This is a genomic window from Treponema primitia ZAS-1 (genome assembly GCF_000297095.1).
In the GTDB taxonomy this organism is placed as follows: domain Bacteria; phylum Spirochaetota; class Spirochaetia; order Treponematales; family Breznakiellaceae; genus Termitinema; species Termitinema primitia_A.
The window spans coordinates 29,209-54,511 of sequence record NZ_AEEA01000056.1 but is presented as its reverse complement, the minus strand read 5'-3'; the positions used below and the strand labels follow the sequence as shown (position 1 = coordinate 54,511).

General features: G+C 52.9%; 23 protein-coding genes. 17 read left to right on the top strand and 6 right to left on the bottom strand.

Going from position 1 to position 25,303, the window contains the following annotated elements; all coding sequences use genetic code 11:
• Nucleotide 1: 1 nt before the first annotated feature.
• Genes TPRIMZ1_RS0110095 through TPRIMZ1_RS0110075 form a run of 5 tightly spaced genes read right to left on the bottom strand, consistent with a single transcriptional unit; the run spans nt 2 to nt 6,707 of the window.
• Nucleotides 2-1,570: a BCCT family transporter gene (locus TPRIMZ1_RS0110095; protein WP_010258575.1), complete on the bottom strand. Its 1,569-nt coding sequence runs from the start codon at nt 1,568-1,570 to the stop codon at nt 2-4.
• A gap of 49 nt (nt 1,571-1,619) precedes the next feature.
• Nucleotides 1,620-3,134 (bottom strand): HAL/PAL/TAL family ammonia-lyase, encoded by a 1,515-nt coding sequence (locus TPRIMZ1_RS0110090; RefSeq protein ID WP_010258571.1) that lies wholly within the window; start codon nt 3,132-3,134, stop codon nt 1,620-1,622.
• Nucleotides 3,122-5,389, bottom strand: coding sequence for a xanthine dehydrogenase family protein molybdopterin-binding subunit (locus tag TPRIMZ1_RS0110085; RefSeq protein WP_010258567.1), 2,268 nt, complete (start codon nt 5,387-5,389; stop codon nt 3,122-3,124). The genes TPRIMZ1_RS0110090 and TPRIMZ1_RS0110085 overlap by 13 nt, the downstream gene beginning before the upstream one ends.
• Nucleotides 5,386-6,240 (bottom strand): FAD binding domain-containing protein, encoded by an 855-nt coding sequence (locus TPRIMZ1_RS18795; RefSeq protein WP_010258563.1) that lies wholly within the window; start codon nt 6,238-6,240, stop codon nt 5,386-5,388. The genes TPRIMZ1_RS0110085 and TPRIMZ1_RS18795 overlap by 4 nt, the downstream gene beginning before the upstream one ends.
• The gene (locus tag TPRIMZ1_RS0110075) at nt 6,237-6,707 is read right to left on the bottom strand and encodes a (2Fe-2S)-binding protein (RefSeq protein ID WP_010258560.1); all 471 of its coding nucleotides are present in this window, start codon (nt 6,705-6,707) and stop codon (nt 6,237-6,239) included. Before TPRIMZ1_RS0110075 ends, TPRIMZ1_RS18795 begins: the two co-directional genes overlap by 4 nt.
• A gap of 253 nt (nt 6,708-6,960) precedes the next feature.
• Between TPRIMZ1_RS0110075 and glmS the strand changes: the two genes are divergently transcribed.
• The 9 genes from glmS to TPRIMZ1_RS19750 are packed head-to-tail and all read left to right on the top strand — an operon-like array spanning nt 6,961 to nt 15,418.
• Nucleotides 6,961-7,383 carry a methylaspartate mutase subunit S gene (gene glmS / locus TPRIMZ1_RS0110070; RefSeq protein WP_010258557.1) on the top strand — a complete coding sequence of 141 codons (423 nt, stop codon included), beginning with the start codon at nt 6,961-6,963 and terminating at the stop codon, nt 7,381-7,383.
• Between the two features lie 25 nt (nt 7,384-7,408).
• Entirely contained in the window at nt 7,409-8,824 is a 1,416-nt protein-coding gene (glmL, locus tag TPRIMZ1_RS0110065) for a methylaspartate mutase accessory protein GlmL (RefSeq protein ID WP_010258553.1), read from the top strand.
• Nucleotides 8,808-10,256: a methylaspartate mutase subunit E gene (locus TPRIMZ1_RS0110060; RefSeq protein ID WP_010258549.1), complete on the top strand. Its 1,449-nt coding sequence runs from the start codon at nt 8,808-8,810 to the stop codon at nt 10,254-10,256. Before glmL ends, TPRIMZ1_RS0110060 begins: the two co-directional genes overlap by 17 nt.
• Nucleotides 10,257-10,296: 40 nt before the next feature.
• The gene (locus tag TPRIMZ1_RS0110055; protein WP_010258546.1) at nt 10,297-11,535 is read left to right on the top strand and encodes a methylaspartate ammonia-lyase; all 1,239 of its coding nucleotides are present in this window, start codon (nt 10,297-10,299) and stop codon (nt 11,533-11,535) included.
• Between the two features lie 2 nt (nt 11,536-11,537).
• Nucleotides 11,538-12,917, top strand: a complete 1,380-nt coding sequence (locus tag TPRIMZ1_RS0110050) for an acyclic terpene utilization AtuA family protein (RefSeq protein ID WP_010258542.1) — start codon at nt 11,538-11,540, stop codon at nt 12,915-12,917.
• A gap of 2 nt (nt 12,918-12,919) precedes the next feature.
• A complete protein-coding gene (locus TPRIMZ1_RS0110045; protein ID WP_010258538.1) occupies nt 12,920-13,237 on the top strand; it encodes a DUF4387 domain-containing protein in 318 nt (105 codons plus the stop codon).
• Between the two features lie 22 nt (nt 13,238-13,259).
• A complete protein-coding gene (ftcD, locus tag TPRIMZ1_RS0110040) occupies nt 13,260-14,156 on the top strand; it encodes a glutamate formimidoyltransferase (RefSeq protein WP_010258534.1) in 897 nt (298 codons plus the stop codon).
• A 9-nt stretch (nt 14,157-14,165) separates the two neighbouring features.
• Complete coding sequence (locus TPRIMZ1_RS0110035; RefSeq protein ID WP_010258530.1) at nt 14,166-14,792, top strand: cyclodeaminase/cyclohydrolase family protein; 627 nt, start codon at nt 14,166-14,168, stop codon at nt 14,790-14,792.
• The gene (locus tag TPRIMZ1_RS19750) at nt 14,789-15,418 is read left to right on the top strand and encodes a HutD family protein (RefSeq protein WP_010258526.1); all 630 of its coding nucleotides are present in this window, start codon (nt 14,789-14,791) and stop codon (nt 15,416-15,418) included. The genes TPRIMZ1_RS0110035 and TPRIMZ1_RS19750 overlap by 4 nt, the downstream gene beginning before the upstream one ends.
• Nucleotides 15,419-15,428: 10 nt before the next feature.
• On the opposite strand, the gene TPRIMZ1_RS0110025 is transcribed toward TPRIMZ1_RS19750, so the two are convergent.
• Nucleotides 15,429-16,418 carry a GntR family transcriptional regulator gene (locus tag TPRIMZ1_RS0110025; RefSeq protein ID WP_010258523.1) on the bottom strand — a complete coding sequence of 330 codons (990 nt, stop codon included), beginning with the start codon at nt 16,416-16,418 and terminating at the stop codon, nt 15,429-15,431.
• Between the two features lie 315 nt (nt 16,419-16,733).
• Between TPRIMZ1_RS0110025 and TPRIMZ1_RS0110015 the strand changes: the two genes are divergently transcribed.
• The 8 genes from TPRIMZ1_RS0110015 to rpoD are packed head-to-tail and all read left to right on the top strand — an operon-like array spanning nt 16,734 to nt 25,301.
• Entirely contained in the window at nt 16,734-17,669 is a 936-nt protein-coding gene (locus TPRIMZ1_RS0110015; RefSeq protein ID WP_026043651.1) for an alanine-tRNA synthetase second additional domain-containing protein, read from the top strand.
• Between the two features lie 11 nt (nt 17,670-17,680).
• Nucleotides 17,681-18,520 (top strand): fumarate hydratase, encoded by an 840-nt coding sequence (locus tag TPRIMZ1_RS0110010; protein WP_010258513.1) that lies wholly within the window; start codon nt 17,681-17,683, stop codon nt 18,518-18,520.
• On the top strand, nt 18,520-19,077 hold the full coding sequence (locus TPRIMZ1_RS0110005; protein WP_010258511.1) for a Fe-S-containing hydro-lyase: 558 nt from the start codon (nt 18,520-18,522) through the stop codon (nt 19,075-19,077). The genes TPRIMZ1_RS0110010 and TPRIMZ1_RS0110005 overlap by 1 nt, the downstream gene beginning before the upstream one ends.
• A gap of 42 nt (nt 19,078-19,119) precedes the next feature.
• On the top strand, nt 19,120-19,689 hold the full coding sequence (locus TPRIMZ1_RS18785; protein ID WP_010258507.1) for a YkgJ family cysteine cluster protein: 570 nt from the start codon (nt 19,120-19,122) through the stop codon (nt 19,687-19,689).
• Nucleotide 19,690: 1 nt separating this feature from the next.
• Nucleotides 19,691-20,632: an MBL fold metallo-hydrolase gene (locus TPRIMZ1_RS0109995; RefSeq protein WP_010258503.1), complete on the top strand. Its 942-nt coding sequence runs from the start codon at nt 19,691-19,693 to the stop codon at nt 20,630-20,632.
• Nucleotides 20,633-20,635: 3 nt separating this feature from the next.
• On the top strand, nt 20,636-21,727 hold the full coding sequence (mltG, locus tag TPRIMZ1_RS0109990; RefSeq protein ID WP_010258500.1) for an endolytic transglycosylase MltG: 1,092 nt from the start codon (nt 20,636-20,638) through the stop codon (nt 21,725-21,727).
• Nucleotides 21,727-23,532 carry a DNA primase gene (dnaG, locus tag TPRIMZ1_RS0109985; RefSeq protein ID WP_010258497.1) on the top strand — a complete coding sequence of 602 codons (1,806 nt, stop codon included), beginning with the start codon at nt 21,727-21,729 and terminating at the stop codon, nt 23,530-23,532. The genes mltG and dnaG overlap by 1 nt, the downstream gene beginning before the upstream one ends.
• Nucleotides 23,532-25,301 carry an RNA polymerase sigma factor RpoD gene (rpoD, locus tag TPRIMZ1_RS0109980; protein ID WP_010258493.1) on the top strand — a complete coding sequence of 590 codons (1,770 nt, stop codon included), beginning with the start codon at nt 23,532-23,534 and terminating at the stop codon, nt 25,299-25,301. Before dnaG ends, rpoD begins: the two co-directional genes overlap by 1 nt.
• The last annotated feature ends 2 nt before the right edge of the window (nt 25,302-25,303 follow it).

Below are 25,303 nucleotides of genomic sequence, written 5' to 3'. Positions count from 1 at the left end.
ATTACTCTATAAATTTATCAATAAAAAAGCTCTTTATGAACGATATGATTTGTAAAACAAAGACGAAAATTACGATAAATCCGGCCGCTGCCGCTAGAGCTTTTACACCATCAACCCCCTGAACTCCTCCTCCGTAGGCTGCCATGATGATAGCCACAATTCCCACGGAAATACCCCAGACAGCCTTGACCTTAGCGGGGGGTTCGGTTCCGATAGGCACATCACGGACGCACATCGAACCGATGTTGGTCAGGGTCGCGTCGGCATTGGTGATAAATGAAATAATGATGATAAAAAGATTAACAGGAATAACGATAACTCCCAGGCCGAAGGGCAGATGTTTGAGGAATTCCCACAGGGCCATAATAGCGCCGCCGCTGTTGATGGCTCCTACCAAATCCGCTTTGCCGGATATCTGCATGTCCAGGGCGCTGCCGCCCCAGATGGAAAACCAGATGATACCGAAAACCGAGGGGAGAATCCAGTTAACTATCATGTACTCCCGAACTGTCCTACCGTAGGCGAGCATGGCCAGGAAGATACCGGTTACCGGCGCGTATCCTACCCAGAAAGCCCAGTCAAAGAGGGTCCAGGATCGGGTCAGCGCCTCGCCGCCTATATCTATAGGATCCAAGCCCCACCGGAAAAAGTTATTCAGCCATTCGGCCATACCGGCGGTACCGATGCGTAAAATGTACAAGGTCGGTCCGGTGAGGAACAACAGGAGCAATAGGACGTAGTAAAACCACGCGTTCAGATTGCTGAGGGTTTTGAGACCCTTGTCCATACCGATGTAGGAGGAAAAGGTGAATATCAGCATGATTGCCACGCCGAGGGTAATAAACAGGGGCAGGCTTTCCTGTATACCATATCCACCCTTAAGCCCGGAAGTTACCAGGGTGATGCACATGGTGAGCCCCGTGATAAGTCCGATGATCAGCGCCAACATGGACAGGGTGTCGATAACGGCGGAAAAACCCTTGGCTGTCACCCGAGAACCGAAGAGGGGCTTCAAGGTGGAGGTAACGGTTAGGCTTTCTTTCTTGTGGTAGTAGACGTAGGCAACCAGGAGCCCACTCATGGCATAGATCGCATAGGGAATAAAGGTCCAGTTGTAGAAATTACGGCCCATGGAAAAGACCGCAGCTTCCGGCGAAAAAGCCTTTATACCCAGTTTGTCCAATTCTCCCCAGACATTGCCGAAGTAGATAAGAGGCTCATTCACCCCCCAGGTAACGATACCCGTTGCGATACCGCCGGTCAGGGCCATGGCAAACCAAGTCCAGAATTTGTACTTTGGTTTGGCATCCTTGCCCCCGATCCTCATTTTACCGAACTTTGAAGAACAGGTAACGATTGCCACCAGGGCAAGGCTCGCCATGACCGCTATCTGGTAGAGCCATCCGAAGGTATCCAGGGACCAGAAGAAAAATTTATTGGAACCCTGGGTAAGGGCGTCTTTGTTGAAAATTCCAAGCAGCGCCGCCCCTCCGATTACGATGTACGCAGGGATAAACACTTCCCAGCGTATTGCTTTTTTTAATCCCTCTGGTTTCTCTCTGTTTGACATTTTGACCTCCATTTTTATTCAAAGCCGGACTTTATATTCCGGCAATGTTTCAAATACTTTTAGCAGCCTCAAGCATACGCCTGCTTTTTACCAGTTGGTAGGATGCTTCTATGTCCGTCGACAGGTTCCTATCGCGGTCATACCACGGCACACTGCGGCGATACTCTTCATAGGCCGCCTCTGTTGCCGCTCCAAGCCGAAGCTTTGGGTTTTGCTGCTTTCGCAGGGTAATCGCCTGTGCGGCGTGCATCATCTCCATGCCCAGGATGTACTTCAGGTTGTCGGTTATCCGCCGTATGCGTTGGGCCACATGGGGTAAGTTATTTGCGTGATCCTCTATATCGCCGGCTACTGCCTGATAATCAACGGTGGACGGATTGGAAAGATGCCGTATTTCCGTATCTAAAAGGGTGTAGGTTTTCTGAAGCGCCCCAAAGGCATGGACATGGGTTTCATCCGGAGTCAAAAACCGGGGAAGCCGCGTAAAAGCGGGGGTTCCAAGCTTGGTCATCCGGTAACAGGACATCCGTGAGACATGGCTTAGGGTAATGCCCAGCATCTCAAAACCTACGGCGATGGTGGTACACTCAAAGTTTGAGCATGAGATGATCCTTCTTTCATCAAGAAGCAGACAGGGGTTGTCGTCGGTGCTGTTCATCTGGATCAACGCGAACTTGGTAACATATTCCAGGGCGTCCCTCAGGGAACCGTGAACATAGGCGCCGCTCCTAAAGCTGATAGGGTCCTGCACGGATTTATCCGGATCGGCTTCGTAGATGTAACTGCCCTTGAGAAACCTGCTTACCAGGGCGGCGCTTAGGGTCTGTCCCGGAAGCCGCCGTGCTTCGTGGATCTTCGGGTCCAGTGGGGAGGTGTTACCATTGAGACCTTCAAGGGAGACGGCATAGATCAGGTCCGCCTGATCCACCAGATCGGTAAGGTCTATCAGGGTAAGCGCCCCTTCCCCCATACCGAAGGCGTTGCAGCTTACTATAGCCAAGCCGTCCTTAGGGCCCAGTTCCACGAATTTAAGCCCCGCCCGTTTGTGGGCCTCAACTGCACTCATCCGCTGGCCCTGATAGTACACATCCCCCTCGCCGATCATCGCGAGTCCTATATGGGATAAGATTGAAATATCACCTTCGCCGACTGAACCACGCTCCGGAACGACGGGATGTATTTTTTGATTCAGGAATTCCGCATAACGGTGGGCGATCTCCGGCTGAATGCCCGTATTGCCCCGTAACAGACAGTTCAGGCGTATTGCCATTGCCGCCCGTACTTCCGGTTCCGAGGCTTCCTCCCGCACACCAAGGGTGTGGGAGTGGATAAGGTTTTCATTGTAAAGTTTGAAATATTCCGATGCAATATGCCGATCCTTATTCCAGCCCACACCGGTATTAAAACCGTAGACCGGGACATCCTGCTCAACCAGTTCGTAAACCAATTTGCGGGAATCTTGAAGCCGCGCTTCGCCATCGGAAGATATGGCTACCTGCTCTCCTTCCACCGCTATGGCGCGGAGTGTTTTCAGATCCAAATCATTACCGTTCAGGATAAACATGGGGACCTCCTTTTTTCGTCATCAATACTATCCGGCTGGTTTAGAGCCGCTACGATCCGGGCCGGCGTAAGCGGCATCCGGGTCAGGCTGGTGGAAAGGGCTCGATTAACCGCGTTTATTATGGCCGGCGCGGGTGGTACCGTCGCAATTTCCCCAATACTTTTTGCACCGTAGGGCCCGCCCTTTTCCCCCTCTTCAATAAGAAGGATCTCCACATCGGGCATATCCGGGGCGTTGATCATGTGGTATTTGTCAAAGTTGCGCGCACTGGGCTGTCCCTTTTGATCGAAAACAAGTTCCTCAGTAAGGGCCATGCCTATACCCATCTGCACGGCGCCATAGATCTGTCCTTCAACTAAGTTACGTCCAATCGCCTGCCCTATATCATGGACCGCCAGGTATTTGTCGATATGGACCAGTCCGGTCAGGGTATCCACCGTAAGGTCAACGAAGTGGACGCCGTATGAACCGGGATTATTTTTCGGACTATGCTCCACAAGGACTTCTATGGACACACGGTTTTTCACGGCAATCTCCCTAACAGCATCACCAAGATCAACCGTTTTATCACCAATACGAAGCACAGCCCCTTCATGGGTGACCGGAAGCTTCCAGAGGCGTTCCGCCTCCCCGCAGAGCTTTTCCATTGCCTGTTCCGCACAAAGCCGGGCGCATTCACCCACCACAAAGATCCCCCGGCTTGCTTGGCAGCCTATGTCGTAGCTGCCGAAAAGGGTGTCCCCCTCCAGTACGGAAATCCGTTCTGGCGCTATCCCGGTAACTTCAGCCACGATATGGGCCATGGCGGCGTTTGCAGCATGTCCCATCTCGGCTATCCCCGAACGGAGTACCGCTGAGCCATCTTCCAAAAGCCGTAGGGACATACCCGTTATATCGTGGTAGATAGTTTTGTAGTACCCGTTGCCATGGGTGGCGCAGGCAAAACCCGCTCCCCGCCGGAAACGCCCGGAACCTGAGGGTATCTTCCGCTCCTGCCAGCCGAAGCTCCGAAGTCCCTGTTCCAGACAGTCCCTGATCCGGGCGTTACCCAAATTCGCGCCCCCCGAAGGATCATCGGAAAAGGGCTGGATAAGGTTTTTAAGGCGGAACTCTACCGGGTCAAAACCGCGCCTGCGGCAGAGGAGGTCCGTATGAATTTCGGTTACGGCATGAATCTGGGGTGAACCATAGCCCCGGCAGGCCCCCGCCGGGGTGGTAGATGTACGTACCGCCCGGGCTTCGTAGCGCAATGCAGGGATGGCATACAGGCGGGATATTTTTTTACCCATGGCCATCATCACCTTTTTGGTACCCGTCAGGTATGCTCCGGCATCGACCAGCATGGAAACCCGCCGCCCCAGAATCTTGCCTTCAGCGTCAAGGGCCGTTTCTATGGTACCCATAGCCGCAGCCCGCGTACGGGTGGCAAGCATGGTTTCTTCACGGGACGTGTTGATGAATACGGGACGCCCCAGCCGGTATGCCGCCCAAGCGCAAAGGGGTTCAAAGACCACTTCCTGTTTCCCGCCGAAGGATCCTCCCATGGGGACCTTGATCACCCGGATTTTCGAAAGCGGCAGGGGTACTACCATGGACACCGCATGCTGGACACCGAAGGCGATTTGGCAAGGGCTGCGTATTTCCAGAACCTGCTCTGCCCGGGGAATAACAAGGATTGCGTGGGTTTCCATGGCGGCATGATGGATCCGGGGCGTTACTATGGTGTCCCGTTCCACAAAGCTTGGGTTGGCGAAAGCCGCATCTATATCGCCGTACTCAATGCGGCCCGGAAAGGCCGGTACCCCGTCTTCATGCAACAGGCCTGCATTATCCCCGGCACTCAGCATATCGGTAATGGGCGGCAGGGGTTCATATACCACCTTGATACGGTTCCGCGCTTCCAGGGCTGTCCGCCTATCGGGCGCCAGTATCAGTGCAACCCGGTCACCGACATGCCGGACATGTCCGGTCAAAATGGTTTCATCCGGAGGGTCGTTCTGCCCCGGGAACCATTCACCGCTGTTGTATCGTTCGGTTGGAGCATCCTCAAAGGTCAGTACCGTGACACCGGGCATAGACCGAGCGCTCCGGGTATCTATGGAAATAACCCTTGCATGGGCGTGGGTGCTGAAAAGTACTGCCCCGTACAGGGAGCTTTCGGCAAAGGAATCCGCCAGATAATGATACTGTCCTTTTACCTTATCCGGCCCATCGGAACGGCGCAGGTTTTTCCCGATAAACTTGTATCCGCTCATACGCTGCCCCCGGTGGTTCCGGATCCCCAAAGCGCCGAAAAAACATCTTCGCCTAAGGCCTGTATGGCGGAAATTTTGTAGGGGAGGGTGGATCGTCCGGGAATGGCTTTTTCAACCAGTCTTGAAAGGGCGGCGCAAAAGGGAGCAGGATCCGGAACACCCCTCCGGGTGAGCGCCGATTCCGCTTCACGACAACGCAGAGCAGCTGTTCCCAGGGTTCCCACAAATACCCGGGGTTCCACCTCTCCTCCCATGGCTGCCGCCAGGTTGAGCCGTGCAATGCTCACCTCGGTTCGGCTGCCTATTTTACCGAAAGCGGAGGTCCGTCCTTGCCGCAGGGGGATACGAAATCCCGTTATCACCTCACCGGGCTCAAGGGCGGTACGGTTTGGCCCGGTCAAGACTGCATCAACCGGTAGTTCCCGCCTCCCCCGTAAGGAAGCGAGCAAAACCCCCGTATCCAGGGCAGCCAAGGCAGCCGGAGTATCCGCCGCCGGGGAGGCATTGGCCAGATTACCGCCCAGGGTCGCCCTGTTCCGGATTTGCCAGGACCCCACTTTGGCAGCGGCCATGGCAAGGCAAGGGGCATATTGTTTTATCCGGCCGTCTTCGGACAGGGAAGTCATAGTTTCAAGCGCCCCGATACACAGATCATCCTGTTCGAGGGAGATCCCCTTCAATTCATCTATGCCGGAAATATCGATTAGGCGGTAACGGGGTGACATATACCCGCCTAATTTAGCTAAACAGTCGGTTCCGCCCGCTGCGAAGATATAGCTGCCTGAATACCGCTCAATAAGTTTGAGAAGTTCATCTAACGATCCGGGAATCAGCGGGTCGGGATGTTTCATTGCGTTGTCCGTCCCTGCTTTGCCGCCGCCTCGACGGCCCGCAGGATGGGGATGTACCCGGTACAACGACAGATGTTTCCCCCCAGGGCATGTCGTATTTCGTCTTTACTTGGGTTAGGATTTTTATCAAGCAACGCCTTTGCGGTAAGGATCATCCCCGGCGTACAGAATCCGCATTGCACGGCATCGTTATCAAGGAAGGCTTTTTGCAGTAAAGCAAGTTCTCCATCCCGTTCCAGTCCGTCAATCGTGATGATTTCACAATTCCGAACCTGTACCGCCGGGGTCAGGCAGGAACAAACAGGATTACCGTTTAGAAGAACCGTACAGGACCCGCATTCCCCCGCGCCGCAGCCTTCCCGGACGCTTGTTATACCACAGCCCTCCCGCAGCAAATCAATGAGCCTGGTAGATGAATCAACAATGTTACGACATTTTTTTCCGTTAAGAATGAACCGGATAACCATTATTTAACATCCTTAAATACTATCATCTTCTCTGAGAGAATAAATGAACCAGGATCGAAGCTATTTTTTGCCGGTACTTATCCCTTTGATGATGGCAGTATATGATATGATATAGTATAAGTCAAGATAAAAATACAATAAACCAAAAAATAAACTATGTTTTCTCTTGACAAAGAAATAATATAGGTTTAATATACATATATTGATATATAACAATATAATATATTGTACTAGCTTTTTAAAGAGGATGCCAATGGAAAAGAAAAAGCTGATCATAGGCGTCATCGGCGCCGATGTCCACGCCGTGGGAAATAAGATTCTCTACCATGCCTTTACCGCAGCCGGTTTTGATGTTACCAATTTGGGAGTCATGGTTTCCCAAGAGGAATATATTGAAGCCGCCCTGGAAACCGCTGCGGACGCCATCCTGGTATCTTCCCTTTATGGACATGGGGAATTGGACTGCCGGGGGTTTCGGGATAAATGTGACGAAGCGGGCTTAAAGGGTATTCTCCTCTATATTGGGGGCAATATCGTGGTGGGCAAGCAGGACCTTACGGAGGTAGAGAAACGGTTCAAGGCCATGGGGTTTGACCGGGTTTTTGGCCCCGGCTCCAGCCCGGAAGCGGGTATACAGGCCCTGCGGGAAGATCTGCATATGGATGCCGCAAAATAAATCGGCAGTTTTAAGGAAACGGGATATGGAAGCGGTTTTGTTAATCGATTTCGGGAGCACAAACACCAAGGTAACTGCGGTGGATACTGAGGGCGAAGGGCTGCTCGGAACTGCGGCAGCCTACACTACCGTGGACACCGATGTCGGGACAGGCCTTTCTATGGCTTTGGAAATACTGGAAAAACAAACCGGTCCGTTAAAAATCATAAAACGCTTTGCCTGCAGCAGCGCCGCCGGGGGTTTGAGGATGATCACCAGCGGCCTGGTCCCGGCCCTTACCGCTGAGGCTGCACGGCTGGCTTCCCTGGGAGCGGGGGCAAAAATTATCCGGGTATTTTCCTACGAATTAACGGAGGAGGATATCCTTGAAATAGAGTCCTTGAAGCCCGATATCTTTCTTTTAACCGGCGGTGTAGACGGAGGCAACAGGGAATGTATACTCCACAACGCCAAGATGCTGGCGTCAATGCCGGGTTCGGCAGCCGAGCCCTTTCCTATCATTATAGCAGGAAACCGGGGAGTGGCGGCGGAGTGTGAGACTATCCTCGCCGCGGGCAAGGCGGGCAGGGAGATTTTTCGCTGCCCCAATGTGATGCCCACCTTGAATAAGCTCAATATAGAACCGGTTCAGGAGGAGATACGCCGCCTCTTTTTACGGCGCATCATCCAGGCCAAGGGACTTAGCCGGGAACAGGAACTGATTTCCGGCATACTGATGCCCACACCTTCGGCGGTAAAGCGGGCCCTGGAGCTTTTATCAGCCGGAACGAATACCCAAAAGGGCCTGGGGGAACTGGTGGCGGTAGACCTTGGGGGGGCTACCACGGATGTCTATTCGGTGGCCAAGGGCTTTCCCCAGCGGAGTGGAGATGTGGTTATGAAGGGACTCCCGGAACCGGAATCCAAACGTACCGTGGAAGGAGACATTGGGATGCGGTATAGTTCCACAGGCGTGCTGGAAGCGGCGGGTGCAGAAAAACTGTCCGTGCTCTCGGGCCTTTCCACAGAAAAAATACGGGCCGGTGTTGCATACCTGGGGCTGCACCCGGACGCCATACCCGTATCGGAAGAAGACGCTGCCCTGGACTTTGCCCTGGCCGCTGCGGCCATAGAGATCGCGGTTACCCGCCATGCCGGAACCGTTGAAGAGGCCTACACACCGGCGGGCCGGGTCTTTGTCCAGACCGGCAAGGATCTTTCCGGCCTTGACCGGCTCGTCCTTACCGGCGGGGCCATTATCCACAATGGCCGGGCCAGGGATCTGGCAGCACAGGCCCTTTTTAACAATGCGAATCCCGCTTCCCTGCGTCCCAGGGCTGCGGAAATTTATATCGATAAATCGTACATCCTCGCGGCCATGGGGCTCCTCGCGGAAACCTGGCCGGATAAGGCTCTCTCTATCATGAGAAAGGAGATACAATTACATGGAACTGGAAAATAAGAAACTCAGTAACGATGATTTTTCCCGGATACGTCAGGAGGTACTCCAGCAGTGGCCTACAGGCAAGGATGTGGACCTGGAAGAAAGCTTTGCCTACCATAAAAAACTGCCGGAACATAAAATCTTTTCAAAGAAGCTCATTAAGGCCAAGCTGGCGGGGACTACCCTGATCCAGCCCCGGGCCGGGGTTGCCCTTATTCCGGAGCACATCAAGCTGCTGACCTACCTCCAGGACAAGGGTGAAGCGGATCTGCTTCCCACCACCATAGACAGCTATACCCGGCAGAACCGGTTTCAGAAGGCCGAGGAGGGGATCCAGGAATCGATAAAACAGAGCAAGTCCATGCTCAACGGCTTCCCTGCGGTGAACCATGGGGTAAGCGGATGCCGTCAGATCATAGACGCCCTGGACACCCCGGTGCAGGTACGCCACGGCACCCCCGATGCCCGGCTCCTTACGGAGATTGCCTACGCCGGGGGCTTTACGAGCTACGAAGGCGGGGGCATTTCCTATAATATTCCCTACGCCAAGAATGCGGATCTGGAAAAAACTATCCGGGATTGGCAATACGCAGACCGGCTTACGGGTATCTACGAGGAAGCGGGGATCTCCATTAACCGAGAACCCTTCGGCCCCCTTACGGGCACCCTGGTACCCCCCTGTATTTCCCATGCGGTGGCCATTATCGAAAGTCTCCTCGCGGCGGAGCAGGGAGTTAGAAACATTACCGTCGGTTACGGCCAATGCGGTAATCTGCTGCAGGATGTGGCGGCACTCCAGACCCTTCAGACACTTACGGACGAATACCTCCGGATCAGGGGCCACGGGGATGTGAATGTTACTACCGTACTCCACCAATGGATGGGGGGCTTTCCCCAGGACGAAGCCAAGGCCTTTGCGGTCATATCCTGGGGCAGCACCGTTGCTGCCCTGGCTCATGCCACCAAGGTTATTGTAAAAACCCCCCATGAAGCTATAGGGGTCCCTACCATGGAGGCCAATGCTCAGGGACTGCGCTGTACCAAACAGATTATCACCATGCTGGGGGAACAGACCGTGGATACCAATTCCCTGATGGACGAGAAGGTTATCATATCCAGCGAAACCCGGTGTATCGTGGATAAGGTCTTCGAATTGGGGGGCGGGGACTTAGCCAAAGGGGCGGTCCGTGCCTTTCAGGCGGGGGTACTGGACGTACCCTTCGCTCCGAGCCGTTTCAACGCAGGAAAGGTGCTGCCCGCCCGGGACAATGAGGGGGCCATACGTCTTTTCGATCCCGGCGCCCTGCCCCTGACTTCGGAACTTCTGGAATTCCACCGGAACAAAATAGCCGCCAGGGCCAAGTTTGAAAAACGGGACGCTTCTTTTCAGATGGTGATCGATGATGTCTATGCCATTAGTAAGGGAAGACTCGTCGGAAGACCAAACTGAAAAGCTGCGGAATTATAGAAATAGAGAGGAGTGTTAAACTATGAAGATTGTAAAAGCGGTTTGCGCGCCCGGAAGGACGGGATTCTTTTTTGATGATCAGCGGGCGATCAAACAGGGCGCCAAAGCGGACGGGGCGAGTTATGCCGGGACGCCGGTGACAGCGGGGTTCAGTTCGGTACGCCAGGCAGGGGAGGCCATTTCGGTACTGCTTGTTCTTGAGGATGGGCAGTTTGCCTGGGGAGACTGTGCGGCGGTGCAGTATTCCGGCGCAGGCGGGAGGGACCCCCTCTTCCTGGCGAAAGACTTTATCCCGGTTATCGAAAAACAAATTTTTCCCTGGCTTGTGGGGAAGGATATAAGCGCCTTCAGTTCCCTTGCCAAGGAACTTGAACAGATGAAAGTTGATAATCGGAGTTTTCATACGGCCATACGCTACGGAGTATCCCAAGCCATATTGGACGCAGCGGCAAAGTCGAACCACAAACTTATGTGCCAGATTGTGGCCGGCGAATACGGATTGAAGCTGCGTCCCGAACCAATCCCTATTTTTACCCAGAGCGGGGATACCCGGTATGATAACACGGACAAAATGATTCTCAAGGGCGCCCAGGTATTACCCCACGGGCTTATCAACAATGTTAAAACCAAGTTGGGCGAACATGGAGAACTGCTCCTGGAATACGTACAATGGCTGCGGGACCGAATTCAGAAACTGGCGCCGGAAAGCGGTTATGCGCCGGTACTGCACCTGGACGTGTACGGTACCATAGGCCAGGCCTTTGGGAATGATAACTATCAGAAGATGGCGGATTACCTCGCAGCATTGAGCGAAGCGGCCAAGCCCTTCCGTCTACGCATCGAAGGTCCCATGGACATGGAAGAACGGGAGAAGCAGATGCTGGCCCTGGCGGCGCTCACCAAAGCGGTGGATGAGCGGAATATTCCGGTGGAGATTGTGGCGGATGAATGGTGTAATACCCTGGAGGATATACGCTACTTTGCGGATAACAAGGCCGGCCACATGGTTCAGATAAAAACCCCCGACCTGGGGGGCATAGGCAATATTGTGGAGGCGGTACTGTACTGCAAGGAGCGGGGCATAGGCGCCTACCAGGGCGGTACCTGCAACGAAACCGACCGCTCCGCCCACGTCTGCGTCCACCTGGCCATGGCTACCCGGCCGGACCAGATCCTCGCCAAGCCCGGCATGGGCGTTGATGAGGGGTATATGATTGTTCACAACGAGATGCAGCGGATCATTGCGCTGTTAAAGGAGTAATTATGGCATCCGGAGAAGAATTTCGGGTTTTATCGGCCACGGCCATTCTGGGCTATGGTTTCCCCTTAGCATCATTTGAAGCGGGAATGGCCCGCAAACCCCACCTTATCGCGGTAGACGCGGGGTCCACCGATCCCGGTCCCTACTACCTGGGGGCGGGAATTTCCTTTACCGATAGGGATGCGGTAAAGCGTGATTTGGAAATTATGATCAAAGCGGGGATAGCAAACAGTATTCCTGTGGTAATCGGTACCGCCGGAGGTTCCGGCGGGGAACCCCACCTGACATGGTGCCGGGAAATAATCGAAGAGATTGCCCGGGAACAGAGCCTTCGCTTTACCATGGCGCTCATCCATGCGGAACTGGACAAGGGCTTTATCAAAGAAGAATTTAAGCAGGGGAGGGTACAGCCCTTGGACCCCGCTCCGCCCCTCACTCTGGCGGAGATCGATACCACTACCCGCATTGTGGCGCAGATGGGGCTTGAACCGTTCCTTGCAGCCCTGGAACAAAAGCCGGATGTGATCCTCGCGGGGAGAACCTACGACCCAATATGTTTCGCCGCCCTGCCCATACTGCGGGGCTACGATCGGGGCCTTTCCATCCACCTGGGAAAGATCCTGGAATGCGCTTCCATCTGCGCCACGCCGGGAAGCGGTTCGGACTGTATGTTCGGCTATATCGGGGAAGATTATTTCCGGGTAGAACCGCTGAACCCCATACGTAAATGCACCACCCTTTCTGTGGCGGCCCATACGCTTTACGAAAAAACAAACCCCTATATACTTCCCGGTCCCGGCGGTTACCTGGATCTCCACGATTGCCACTTTGATCAGGAGACGGATTCTATAGTCCGGGTATCCGGTACCCGCTTCGTACCCGGAGAGGTAAATACCGTAAAACTGGAGGGGGCCAAGCCTATCGGCTTCCGTACCGTATCAATCGCCGGCGCACGGGACCCGGTGATGATCTCCAAAATCGACGCTATCATGCGGGGCGTTGAGGAACGGGTGGCGGATAACTTTTCCGGTAAGCTTGAAAAGTACCAGCTCCGGTTTAACATCTATGGCCGGGATGGCGTGATGGGGAACCTGGAACCAAAACCGGATACTTCCCTTGTCCACGAACTGGGGATCATCATTGAAGCTATCGCGGAAACCCAGAAACAGGCGGACACCATCTGCGCCTTTGCCCGGTCAACCATGCTTCACTACGGTTACGATGGGCGGAGATCCACCGCGGGAAACCTGGCCTTCCCCTATTCCCCCAGCGATTTTCATGCCGGAGAGGTTTACATGTTCAGCATCTACCATCTGCTCCAAAGCTCCGACCCGGCCTCTCTTTTCCCCATTGAGTATCTAACCATAGGAGGAGTAAAATAAAAATGAAAGTAAAACTAACGGATATAACCGATATCATCAGGAGCAAAAATTCCGGGCCCTATGAATTAACCATGGATCTTATGTTTTCAAATTTCGATTGGTATAAAAAAGTCTGCGCCGCCAAGGCTATTAACGAAAAGGTGGTTTGCGGGCTTTACAAAATTAAGCGGGAGGATATAATCAATATTATTGAATTTGATCCCGCCAAGGCTATAAAGGTAACCATCAAGCGGCCCATCTGTTCCGGAGACCCGGGGGAAACCGATGTCTACGGCGCGCAGCAGCACGCTCCCTTTTTAGACCTGGAACTTGATCTGTAATTTATAAGGAGAGCTATTGTATATGGCAAAAATTGTAGAGTTTATACCGAATTTCAGCGAGGGACGAAGGCAGGACGTAATTGATCTGCTGGTAAAGGAAGCCCGCAGTGTTCCTTCGGTGATGCTGCTGGATTATTCTTCCGATACCAGCCACAACCGTAGTGTGTTTACCATGGTCGGCGATCCTACGGGCATCGCGGAAGCGGCCTTCCGGCTTTGTAAGCTGGCCAGTGAAAAAATCGATCTCCGCGAGCACCACGGCGAACACCCCCGAATGGGGGCGAGCGATGTATTCCCCTTTGTTCCGGTAAAAGAAGTTACCGTGGAGGAATGTGTGGAATTGTCCAAGGTCGTTGCCGAACGGATCTGGAAGGAATTAAAGATCCCAAGCTTTCTCTATGAAAGCTCAGCGACCCGGCCTGAACGCACAAACCTTGCCACGGTCCGCAAGGGTCAGTTTGAAGGGATGCCGGAAAAGCTGCTGAAGGAAGAGTGGGCCCCCGACTATGGGGAGCGGAAAATACATCCCAGTGCAGGAATCATGGCCATAGGCGCACGGCCTCCGCTCATTGCGTACAACGTCAACCTCAGTACATCGGATATCAGGATTGCCAACGCCATCGCAAAAACCATCAGGGGCTCAAGCGGCGGTTATCAATACTGCAAGGCCATAGGGGTCATGCTGGAGGAACGGAATATAGCCCAGGTTTCCATAAACATGGTGAACTTTGAGGGAACGCCCCTGTACCGGGTATTCGAGGCTATCAGGGCCGAAGCAAAACGCTGGGGGGTTACCATAACCGGCAGCGAGATAATCGGGCTAACCCCCGTAAAAGCCCTGGCGGACTGCGCTGAATACTATCTGCAAATAGAGAACTTTGATTATAAAAAACAGGTTCTTGAAAATCATCTGCTCTAAGGGGTTTATATGCTCATCGATCTGCCGGTACATGAATTTATACAGGAAATGAAGTCCGACTCCCCGGCGCCCGGTGGCGGCAGCGCTTCCGCCCTTGTGGGGGCGCTTTCCGCAGGCCTTGGAATTATGGTTACCAACCTGACCACCGGTAATGTCCAATATGCAGGGGTGGAAGGACGTATACAGGAACTGCGGACTGAGCTGGAATCGGTTCTCAAAGATCTGGAGCGGTATGTTGATGAAGATACCTTTGCTTTTAACGATGTGATGGCCGCCTATAAACTTCCCAAGGGAAGCGATGAAGAAAAAGCAATACGGCGGGATCGCATTCAATCGGGCATGAAAACTGCCGCCGAACTGCCGCTGCTCGTTGCAGAATCCTGCCTGCGCTCTTTGACCGCGTCGGTAGAATTACTGCGTATAGGTAACAGCAATGCCGCCAGCGACGCCGCTGTTTCAGGCCGCCTGGCCTATGCGGCGCTCTGGGGGGCCGTTTACAATGTGCGCATCAACCTGGGATCCATCAAGGATGCTGAATTCAACCGGGATAAACGGGCACAGATTACAGCACTGTTGGCAAAAGGGGAAGGGCTTACCCTTGAATTGAGCCGCCTTGCGGATGAAAAAATGCCATGAAAATTTCGCTGATCCCGGAGGTTTCCATCCCCCTGTCTTCATGGGCAGGCGGCACGAGCCGGGAGTATTATATCTATCCGCCGGAAGCGAGCTACCGGGAGAAAAATTTTCTTGTACGCCTCAGCACAGCGGCATCCAATTCTGATTCCCCAAGTAATTATACGGATCTCCCCGGCATTACCCGGTATCTGATTATCCTTGAAGGTACAGCAAATGTCTCCCATGAGGGGCATCATGAACTTCTTATGAAACCCTACGACCCAATTGATACCTTTGACGGCGGCTGGAAAACCGTGAGCCAAGGTATGGTTACCGATTTTAACCTGATGCTTGGTAATGGCGTACAGGGCAGTATGGGTCTTATTGAATCCAGCGGTGAAATTTACCTGAACCACGCCGCTGCTTGCAGCGCAGTTCCCCGCGCATCCCATGAATGGCTTGGCCTTTTCTGCGCCGCATCCACAGGACGCACGGGGAGCTTCGCTGCAATCACCGGGGATGGGAAATCTTTCAACCTACAAAGGGGGGATCTTCTGCTCCTTGAAGATTTTTCTCAGGAACTCCCTTCCCTAAACATTACCCTGGCGGAGGGTAAACTCATCCGCTTGGATGCATGGCTGGAATAGTATCAGTGTTTTAAATCTTATTCTGATTGGCCTGGTAAATCCGGTTGATCTGCTCTTCCAAATACAGCAGGGACCCCCGTTCAATATTGTAAAGGTAATTGATAGGCCTATGGCTTTCCTGGCAGGATTTGAGAATAAGATCCTCCTCCGGTGATGTGAAAAGCGAATAATTGGACGGCAGGATCAGGCGGTCGCATTTCTTTACCATCCTGGCTAGGCTGTCCCCCTCGTTAAAGTAGGTTTTTAAAATAGGGTGTTTCAGCTTACAAAATTTATCACAGGCGTTGAGGATGAGCTGGGCAAAACGCCTGCTGGCGCAAGCTATACCTACCCGTGCGTCAGGAGCTATGGCCGCCAAATCCACGGCGGTATTCACGGCTACGGTCATAACCAACCGGACAGGATCGCAGCCCGGCGCCATTTTGCCGGCCAGATCCGCATAGTGGGTAGGGGTGGTTACCACCAGATCCGCGGCGGGATCGAAGGGAACCGGCGACTTGATAAGATCCTCCAGGAGGAACCTGCTAATATCCGTATGGGGCAGCCCCCGTATCTGTTCCGACATGGCGTTTAAGGCTTCGGGACAGCAGTCCACCGCCGCCACACTTACAAAGCGGACAGTTTGTTCCCTTTCCCGCAGCTTCAGATCCAGGAAAATCCGCGTATCCTGGTGAGAAAAGGCAAGCTCATCCATGCGGTTCAGAAGGGCGTCAATAGCGTCCATGGCCTGAGCTTTAGCCCCCTCGCCCCTGGTTTGCTTTGGGATGTTGACAAAGGTACCGCTCCCCCGGGCTTTTTTTATAAGCTTCGTCTGTTCCAGCGCATCATAGGCATGTTTTATAGTACCCTGGGAAATACCGCTATCAATTGCGAACTGGCGTACCGTGGGGAGCTGGTATCCCGGTGGCAGACTACCCCGGTTTATAGCCCCGGAGATCTGATCTGCAATTTGTACATAGATGGGCGTTTCCGACGAATTATCAACATGTATCTGTATCATTTTTACCCTGTCTTATTATATTGATATATATCAATTTGTACTATATTTTTAATTTCGTCAACAATTATTTGTAACAATTTTCAAAAAACCTCTATTTCGTCTGTGAGGTATATATATCTACATCCTTGTCGAAATGGCGCTGGCGGGGGTGGTGGAGCCACGCTGCGGGATATTCTGGAATTCTCCGCTGGAGGAAACCCGCAGGGGCTCCGTAGGTGGGTTCAACAGGCATCCCGCAGTGGGGATTCACCACCCCCGCCAGCGTCTTTGCCACAGGGTTCTTCATGTTTTCCGAATATTGTATTATCCTGAATCATGCCGTATTTAGATCCGATACAAAAGAGCTATCTCTATTCGGTTTTCTTTGCACCCCGTGGTTTTGAGCGTATGGCCGATCTTGGGATGCAAATAGCCCAGCAGTACCTGAGTCCCTTTGACAAACTCATTGGCCTGGTGGGTCTTGCGGGTTCCGGCAAGAGCATGATGATTAAGGGCATGTTTCCCGGCCTGGAATTGGTAAACGACGACGATGGGGTGAATATCCGGCCCCTGCCCCTGCTTGAAGCGGGGGAGGAGACCACCCGGTTTTACAGCGCCCATACCTATCATGTGGACATCCATTTTGAGGCGGCCTTTACCCAGATGCACGTATTGGCCAAGGCGATTCTTGACGTACTCGATCTGGGGAAGCGGGTGGTGGTGGAACACTTTGATCAGATCTATCCCTTTCTGAACCACAATGCCCATCTCCTTATCGGCATCGGTGAAGAGGTGATCGTTACCAGGCCAACCCTCTTTGGGCCGGAACCCCAGGATATCGCGGGTATTGTTTTTAAATCCCAGCCCTTCCGGCGCATGACCCATTCCGCGGAGGATCTCTGCGAATTCGTCATGCGTAAGCACGGCCTTACGGAACCCTTTATCCATTCCGATGTCCGCCATGGTTTTATTTTTAGCTTTCAAAAAAAACCGGAACTGGAAATCGGCCTTGATGAGGTGGAACAGGAAGTAAACCGCATGATTGCTGCGGATATCATCATCTCTTTTCTTGACGATACCCATATCCATATTGGAGATACATTGTGGCTTTGCCACGGTCCCAGGATGCATGTCCGCAGTACCGGTGAAATAAAAAAATTCAGCCTGAACAGGGAATACCTTACGGAACCCATCACCGGGCGTTTCCTCCTGGTGGGGCTCGTGGGCGATAGGGTGGATCAGACCATGAAGGATTTGAATAAGATAGGGTAGGGAGTGCATATATGCGGATTGTAAAAGCGGCATTGCTCACGGAGGCTGTAAAACGGCTCTGTATAGGGGCCAACCGGAACCTGCCCCCGGATGTGCGGGAATGTATCAGAAATTTTCGTTTAAAAGAAACCTGGCCCGTGGCGCAGGATGTATTGGATAAGATCATCGGCAATTTTGAGCTTGCGGGGGAAAAACAGGTTCCCATATGCCAGGACACGGGGATGGCCTGCGTATTTTTAGAGCTCGGTTCCGATGTCCATATTGAAGGGGATTTGAACGCCGCCATTAACGAAGGTGTGCGGCAGGGCTATCAGGAAGGTTACCTCAGAAAATCTGTGGTAGGGGATCCCCTTAAGCGGATAAATACCGGAGACAATACCCCGGCCATGATCTCCATAGATTTTGTAAATGGCGATAGTATCACTATTACTGTGGCCCCAAAAGGTTTTGGCAGCGAGAATATGAGCCGGATAAAAATGCTCCGCCCCTCCGACGGGGTGGAAGGGGTGATAGACTTTGTGGTTTCCGCCGTGGAAGAGGCGGGACCTAATCCCTGCCCGCCGATTGTGGCGGGGGTTGGTATAGGCGGTACCTTTGACAAAGCAGCCTTGATTGCAAAAAAGGCCCTGCTCCGCCCCCTGGGGACCCATAACGCCGACCCCTATTATGCGGATCTGGAAAACAAGCTGCTGGAAAAAATCAATGCCCTGGGTATAGGGCCCCAGGGATTCGGCGGGTATACCACCGCCCTTTCCGTGGCGGTAGAAACCCTGCCCACCCATATTGCGGGGCTGCCCTGCGCGGTAAATATCAATTGCCACGTATGCCGCCATGCCCGGGAGATACTCTGATGGAATACCATATTGAACTACCCCTGACCAGAGAAAAGGCCGCCCCCCTCAAAGCGGGGGACAGGGTTTATTTAAACGGGATTATCTACACCGCCCGGGACGCCGCCCACCAGCGGCTCGCCGCACTGCTGGACCGGGGCGAACCGCTTCCCTTTTCCCCGGAGGATTCTGTTATTTATTATGTAGGTCCCACCCCGGCCGCCCCGGGGGCAATTATCGGCTCCGCAGGACCTACCACCAGTTACCGCATGGACGCCTATGCTCCCCGTCTGCTCAGCCTTGGGTTGCGGGGCATGATAGGGAAGGGTAAGCGCTCCAAAGAGGTAATCGACGCCATGCAGAATGCCGGAGCGGTATACTTCGGAGCCATAGGCGGCGCCGGAGCCCTCCTTGCCCAATGCATCCTGGAGGCAGAACTAATCGCCTTTGAGGACCTGGGAGCCGAGGCCATACGCCGCCTTACGGTTAAAGACTTCCCTGTGGTGGTGGTCATCGACAGCGGGGGGAACAACCTCTACGAGCAGGGCCGCCGGTCTTATCTGCTACACCGCTTGTAAATAAACGTGGTTTAGGATAAGAATAGTCTCCATGGAGCCGCTATGCCGGTAGACAGACCTTTTTATGCCCAGGGACTTCGTTTTTCCTGTGCCCGCTGTTCTGAATGTTGCAGGATCGATCCAGGTTTTGTATTTTTAAGGAAAAAAGATACTGAAATTCTGGTTTCGGCCTTAAAAATGAAATATACTGAATTTGTGGAGTTTTATTGCCGGTGGGTCCCCGATTTAGGTGGGGTTGAGCAGCTTTCACTAAAGGAAAAGGCTAATTATGATTGTGTTTTCTGGAAGAATGGATGTTCCGTATACGAAGCGCGGCCCCTGCAATGCAGAACCTTTCCTTTCTGGCCGTCCCTTCTCCAATCCGCCGATTCCTGGGAAGCCATGAGCTGCCAAGGAATGGGAAAGGGAGCCCTGCATTCCATGAAGGAAATAGAATTAATCCTAGCCCAGCAGAAAGAGGAGCCTGTTATTAAGAGAACCGTCGTTTCCGGTGGAACCGTCGTTTCCGGTGGAACCGTCGTTTCCGGTGGAACCGTCGTTTCCGGTGGAACCGTCGTTTCCGGTGGAACCGTCGTTTCCGGTGGAACCGTTAAAAAATCGGGGGAACTATAGAATGCGTATCCAATTTTGGGGTGTCCGCGGGTCCCTTCCGTCACCGCAATTACCGTCCCAGATAAAGAGCAAGATTTCTACCATTTTGGAACGGCTCACTCCGGAGGACCTTATTAGCCCCGAAAGCCGTGAGCATTTTATGGCGGAATTGCCCCCCTGGCTTTTTGGAACCGTTGGAGGAAATACGCCCTGCGTATCCCTCAGCAATGGGGATCCCAAGAATCGTATTGTTTTTGACTGTGGTTCCGGCCTTAGGGAAATGGGTCTCGCCATGGCCGGGGAAAAACCTACCCCCACCCACTACGATATCTTCCTTTCCCACCTGCACTGGGATCATATCCAAGGGTTGCCGTTTTTCGGACCCGCTTACGATCCTTCGGTAACCATCGACTTCTCCTCCCCCATGAAAAACCTTGAAACCGCCCTCTATGGGCAGATGAGCTCTCCCTATTTCCCGGTCCATATGCAGTCCATGGGTTCCCAGAAAAATTTTCATCTCATGGAAGCGCCCGTCGTTATAGGTGATATGATCATTACCCATAAAAAACTCAGCCATCCCGGGGACTCCTATGCCTTCAGGGTTACGGACGGAAAAAGCCGGTTTATTTACGCCACCGATACGGAGCTTTCCACAGAAGTTTTTATAAAAAATGATGAAAACGCCTCTTTTTTTGAGAATTCGGATCTGGTGATAATTGATTCGCAGTATACCCTTGGGGAGGCGATTACCAAATACAACTGGGGCCACAGCGCCTTCAGCATGGGGGTTGATTTTGCCGCAAACTGGGGGATAAAACACCTGGTTCTTTTTCACCACGATCCTACCTATGATGACCGAAAACTCTTCAACATCCTCCAGTCTGCCCGGTGGTATATGGAGCGGATGAATATCAGGGGGGTAGAGATATCCCTCGCCATGGAAGGAATGGAGATAACCCTCTAAGTCATGGCAAGGAAACATACTACTCGTTTCGTCATTACGATAGTCAGCATCCTGCTGGGAACCCTCCTGTTTCTTGCTGCCCTCACCGTGGGGGGGCTGATCTATTTTAACAGCCCGCCGGATAAGCCCCCGGTAATTACCCAGGATGATCCTACCCTCAGAATGGATGAGTCCGGCGTGGTTCGAACGATTCGGCTGGAGCTTCGGCCAGGGGAGAGTGTCCGATCCGTGGGGCAGCGCATGGAAGATGCGGGGATTATTCGGAACCGGTATTTCTGGGAATTACTTTCCTATGTGGATAAGGAATACCTTAAAGCGGGGATCTACAGCCTTTCCCTTCCGGCAAGCCAGATGGAAATTCGTTCCATCCTGGTTTCCGGCAAGCAGCTCCTAATCCGGGTTACGATTCCCGAGGGGGTAACCCTTAAAAAAACCGCCCCAATCCTCGCCAAGGCGGGAATCTGCGCCGAGGAAGATTTTCTCGCCGCCGCTTCTAATAAGGCTGTCCTGGACAGTTACCGGGTACCCGGGGCCACCCTGGAGGGTTACCTCTATCCGGACACCTACCTTTTTCCCGAAGCGTATCCCGCGAACATGGTGGTAAAGGCCATGGCGGATACCTTCTTCAAACGCCTGGCAGAAATACAGCCGGAAGCCCTTTCCATGTCCCCGGCGGAGCTCAATAATCGGGTTATCCTGGCCTCTATTGTGGAACGGGAGTACCGGGTGGCAGAGGAGGCGGCGCTCATGGCCGGGGTTTTCTACAACCGCCTGCGCATCGGTATGGCCCTCCAGTCCTGCGCCACCGTGGAATATGTGATCACCGAAATCCAGAACAGGCCCCATCCGGAACGGCTCTTTGACCGGGATACGGAGATCCGTAATCCCTATAACACCTACATGGTTCCGGGCCTTCCACCGGGCCCCATATCCGCCCCCGGGGCGGTGGCCCTGAACGCCGCCTTCCACCCGGTTTCCAGCAATTACCTCTATTTCAGGCTGGTAAACCCCGCCGAAGGCCGGCATTATTTTTCCGAAACCCTGGATGACCATATCCGGGCCGGGGTCCTCTACGTTAAAAGCAGGAATAGCTGATGCCCTATATTGCCGATTCAACCATCCGGGAGCTCAACGACAAACTGGATGCGGTGTCCGTGATAGGCGATTATGTACGGCTTGAAAAAAAAGGAGGACGGTACTGGGGGCTCTGTCCCTTCCACAATGAAAAAACCCCCTCCTTTACGGTAAATCCGGACATGAAGGCCTACCATTGTTTCGGCTGCGGCAAGGGTGACTCGGTGATAAATTTCGTTATGGAGATGGATAAGCTTTCATTTCCCGAGGCCGTCGAAACCCTTGCCAAGCGTATGGGCATCGAAATAGTCTATGAAAACTCCGGTCTCCCCCAGAAGGATGATGGAAAAAAAGCCCGCCTTGATGAATTAGCCGAACTTTACCGCCGGGTAGCGGTCAGTTTCCATCATTTTTTGCTGGAAAAACCCGAAGGAGCGGCGGCAAAGCAGTATATTATATCACGAGGGATAAGTAAAGAAATGCTAGACCGTTTCCGCCTGGGCTATGCGCCAGCAAATAGAACCTGGCTTTATAAATTTTTATCCAATAAGGGCTATTCCGAGGGGCTTCTTGCTTCTTCCGGGTTGTTTTCAAAAAACTACAACCAGAGCGCTTTTTTTTCGGACCGGCTCATCTTCCCCATAGCGGATCGCCAAGGCCGGACCGTGGCTTTTGGCGGGCGTATTCTTTCAGGCGAAGGCCCCAAGTACCTTAACTCCGGGGAATCGGAGGTATACAAAAAGCGGGAAACCCTCTTTGCCATCGATTTGGCAATACCGGAGATCCGTAAAACCAAAGCAGCCTATATTGCCGAAGGCTATATGGATGTGATAGCCCTGCACCAGGCGGGGATTACCAATGCCGTGGCCCCCCTGGGAACCGCCTTTACGGACGAGCAGGCCAGGCTCCTTAAACGATGGGCGGAGCGTATCTACCTCCTCTTCGATACCGATGAAGCGGGGCAGAATGCGGCGGTAAAAGCCATTATGACCTGCCGGAAAAACGGCCTGGAAAGCTTTGTGGTAACCCCTGATATGGACGGAATGAAGGATCCCGCCGATATTTTGAAAAATTTCGGTCCTGAGTCATTGCAAAAAAGTGCTAAATGTTTTATAAATGATTTTGAATACCTTTTAAAAAGGAGTGGGTCTCTTTTTGATCTTTCCGACTCGATAGGGAAATCCCGGGCGGTTGCTTTCTTGTTTCCGTATTTGAAAACCATGGATTCGGATGTATCCAGGGATTCCTGTATTGGGGCCATAGCGGATGCCCTGGGAGTTGAACGGCAGGCTGTTGTATCAGACTTTCGCCGGTTCAGTACCGGGCAGGGGGGAACAGTCCAGGCAAGCGGCGATTCCGCTTCTCTGCGACCGGTTAGTTTGAATGATGAGCTTTTTCTGCTCACCGCGGTTTTGGTAAACCATGATTTATACCCTAAGCTGCGTTCGGCGCTTATTGTCGAGGACTTTGACGACCCGGCAGCCCGGGAGCTTTTTATAGCCCTGGAGGAATGGTTCCGGAATGATATGCCTGGAATGGATGATCTCCTATCCCGGATAAACAATGGGGCTTTGCGGAATTTCGTCATTCAGCAGGGGGTTTCGGAGGCGTTTTCCACAAACCCGGAACGGCTTGTAAATGATGGGATCAGAAAGGTAAAACAAAAAAGGCTGGAGCGCAGACTGGCCAGGATTATTACAGAACTGCGGATCACAAAAAATGAGCAAAATCAGGATGCGCTCCATAGGGGCAGCCGACTTGAGGATTTGCTCGCTGAAAAAGTGCATCTTGATGCCGAATTACGTCTACTTAAGGAAGCTAATTAATGACGGAATTGCGCACGCCGAATGTGGCTACGCCAGACATGGCGCTTGATCCTGCTGTTGTAAAGTTAATTGAATACGCAAAGGAAAAGAAAACCCTTTCCTATGATGAACTTTCCGATTTTTTGCCGGAGAATATCGTAAATTCCGACAAAATTGAACAGGTCCTCATCCTTTTGGACGCGAATAATGTCCAGCTTATTGATGAGGATATCCTGGGAGAGGATGAAGCGGAGCCGCAGGTTCGGAAAAAAGAAGAGGCGGACAAAAAACGCCTGGTCTACAACGAGAAGGAATCCTCGGTAGATGATCCTATCCGCTTGTACCTGCGGGAAATTGGAAAAGAAAATCTCCTTACCGCCGAACAAGAGGTGGAGCTGTCCAAGCAAATGGAGAGCGGGGAAAATATCATCAAGGGCGTTATCAAAAAATCGGGGATGGTTATTCCTGAATTTTACCATATCGCCCAGCGGGCCTTTTCCAAAAAGGACCCCCGGGAATTAAGCCTTACTAAAAAGGAAGCCACCGAATACCTTACCGAACGCCGCCGTTTGAACCAGTTCTACAAAGAAACCCTCAGGGTAATCGGTGGGGATCTGAAGAGCTATATCGAAAACAAACGACGGATAATCACCCGGGGTGGTGATTTTTTCGAGGATCAGGAGCTTAGTGGGATACGTACCCGTATCCTGGGGGTAATTGAATCTGCGGAAATCCACCCGGAAGAAATAGTGGGCTTTTCGGATAAGTTTGTCCAGGCTTCTAAAAAAATAAAGCGTTATAAGAAAGAGCAGGAACGGATAGAAAAGCGGCTGCGGGTAGGTTCCCTCAAGGAACTGCGGGCCCTGGGCCGGGGTCTGACCATCAAGGAAGACCGGGAGCGGTTGGAGTCCGGCCTGGGGCTTACCTCCGACGAAATTAAGGAACTTATCCGGCATATTCAGGTTACGGAGAAAAAACTCCGTCAGATGGAATCGGAATTTGAGGAGTCCATCGAAGATATCAACCTCATGGCCAAGGAGATAAACCGCGGCCGGGTGATGATGAAGAACGCCAAGGACCGGCTTATCAAGGCCAATCTCCGGCTGGTGGTTTCCATTGCCAAGAAGTACACCAACCGGGGGCTTCATTTCTTCGATCTGGTCCAGGAAGGAAATATCGGTCTTATCAAGGCGGTGGAAAAATTCGAATACCGCAAGGGCTATAAATTCTCCACCTACGCCACCTGGTGGATACGACAGGCCATAACCCGGTCCATCTCCGACCAAGCCCGGACCATCCGGGTGCCGGTTCATATGATAGAGCAAATCAACAAGGTTGTCCGGGAATCCCGGCAGCTTATGCAGGTACTGGGTAGGGAGCCCTCGGACGAGGAAATCGCCGAACGGCTCGGCTGGACCGCTTTGCGGGTAAAGTCGGTAAAGAACGTGGCCCGGGAACCCATCAGCCTGGAAACCCCCATAGGGGAGGAAGAGGATTCCCTGCTGGGGGATTTCATCGAGGACAAGGATGTGGAAAATCCGGCGAATCAGACCGCCTTTACCCTGCTTCAGGAACAGCTTTCCGGGGTGCTTTCCACCCTGCCTGCCCGGGAACAGGAGGTCCTCAAGATGCGCTTCGGCTTGGACGATGGTTATTCCCTCACCCTGGAAGAGGTGGGGCTCTATTTCAACGTCACCCGTGAACGGATCAGGCAGATTGAGGCTAAGGCTCTGCGGCGGCTGCGTCATCCCAGGCGGAGCCGGAAACTGAAGGACTATTTAGATCATTGAAT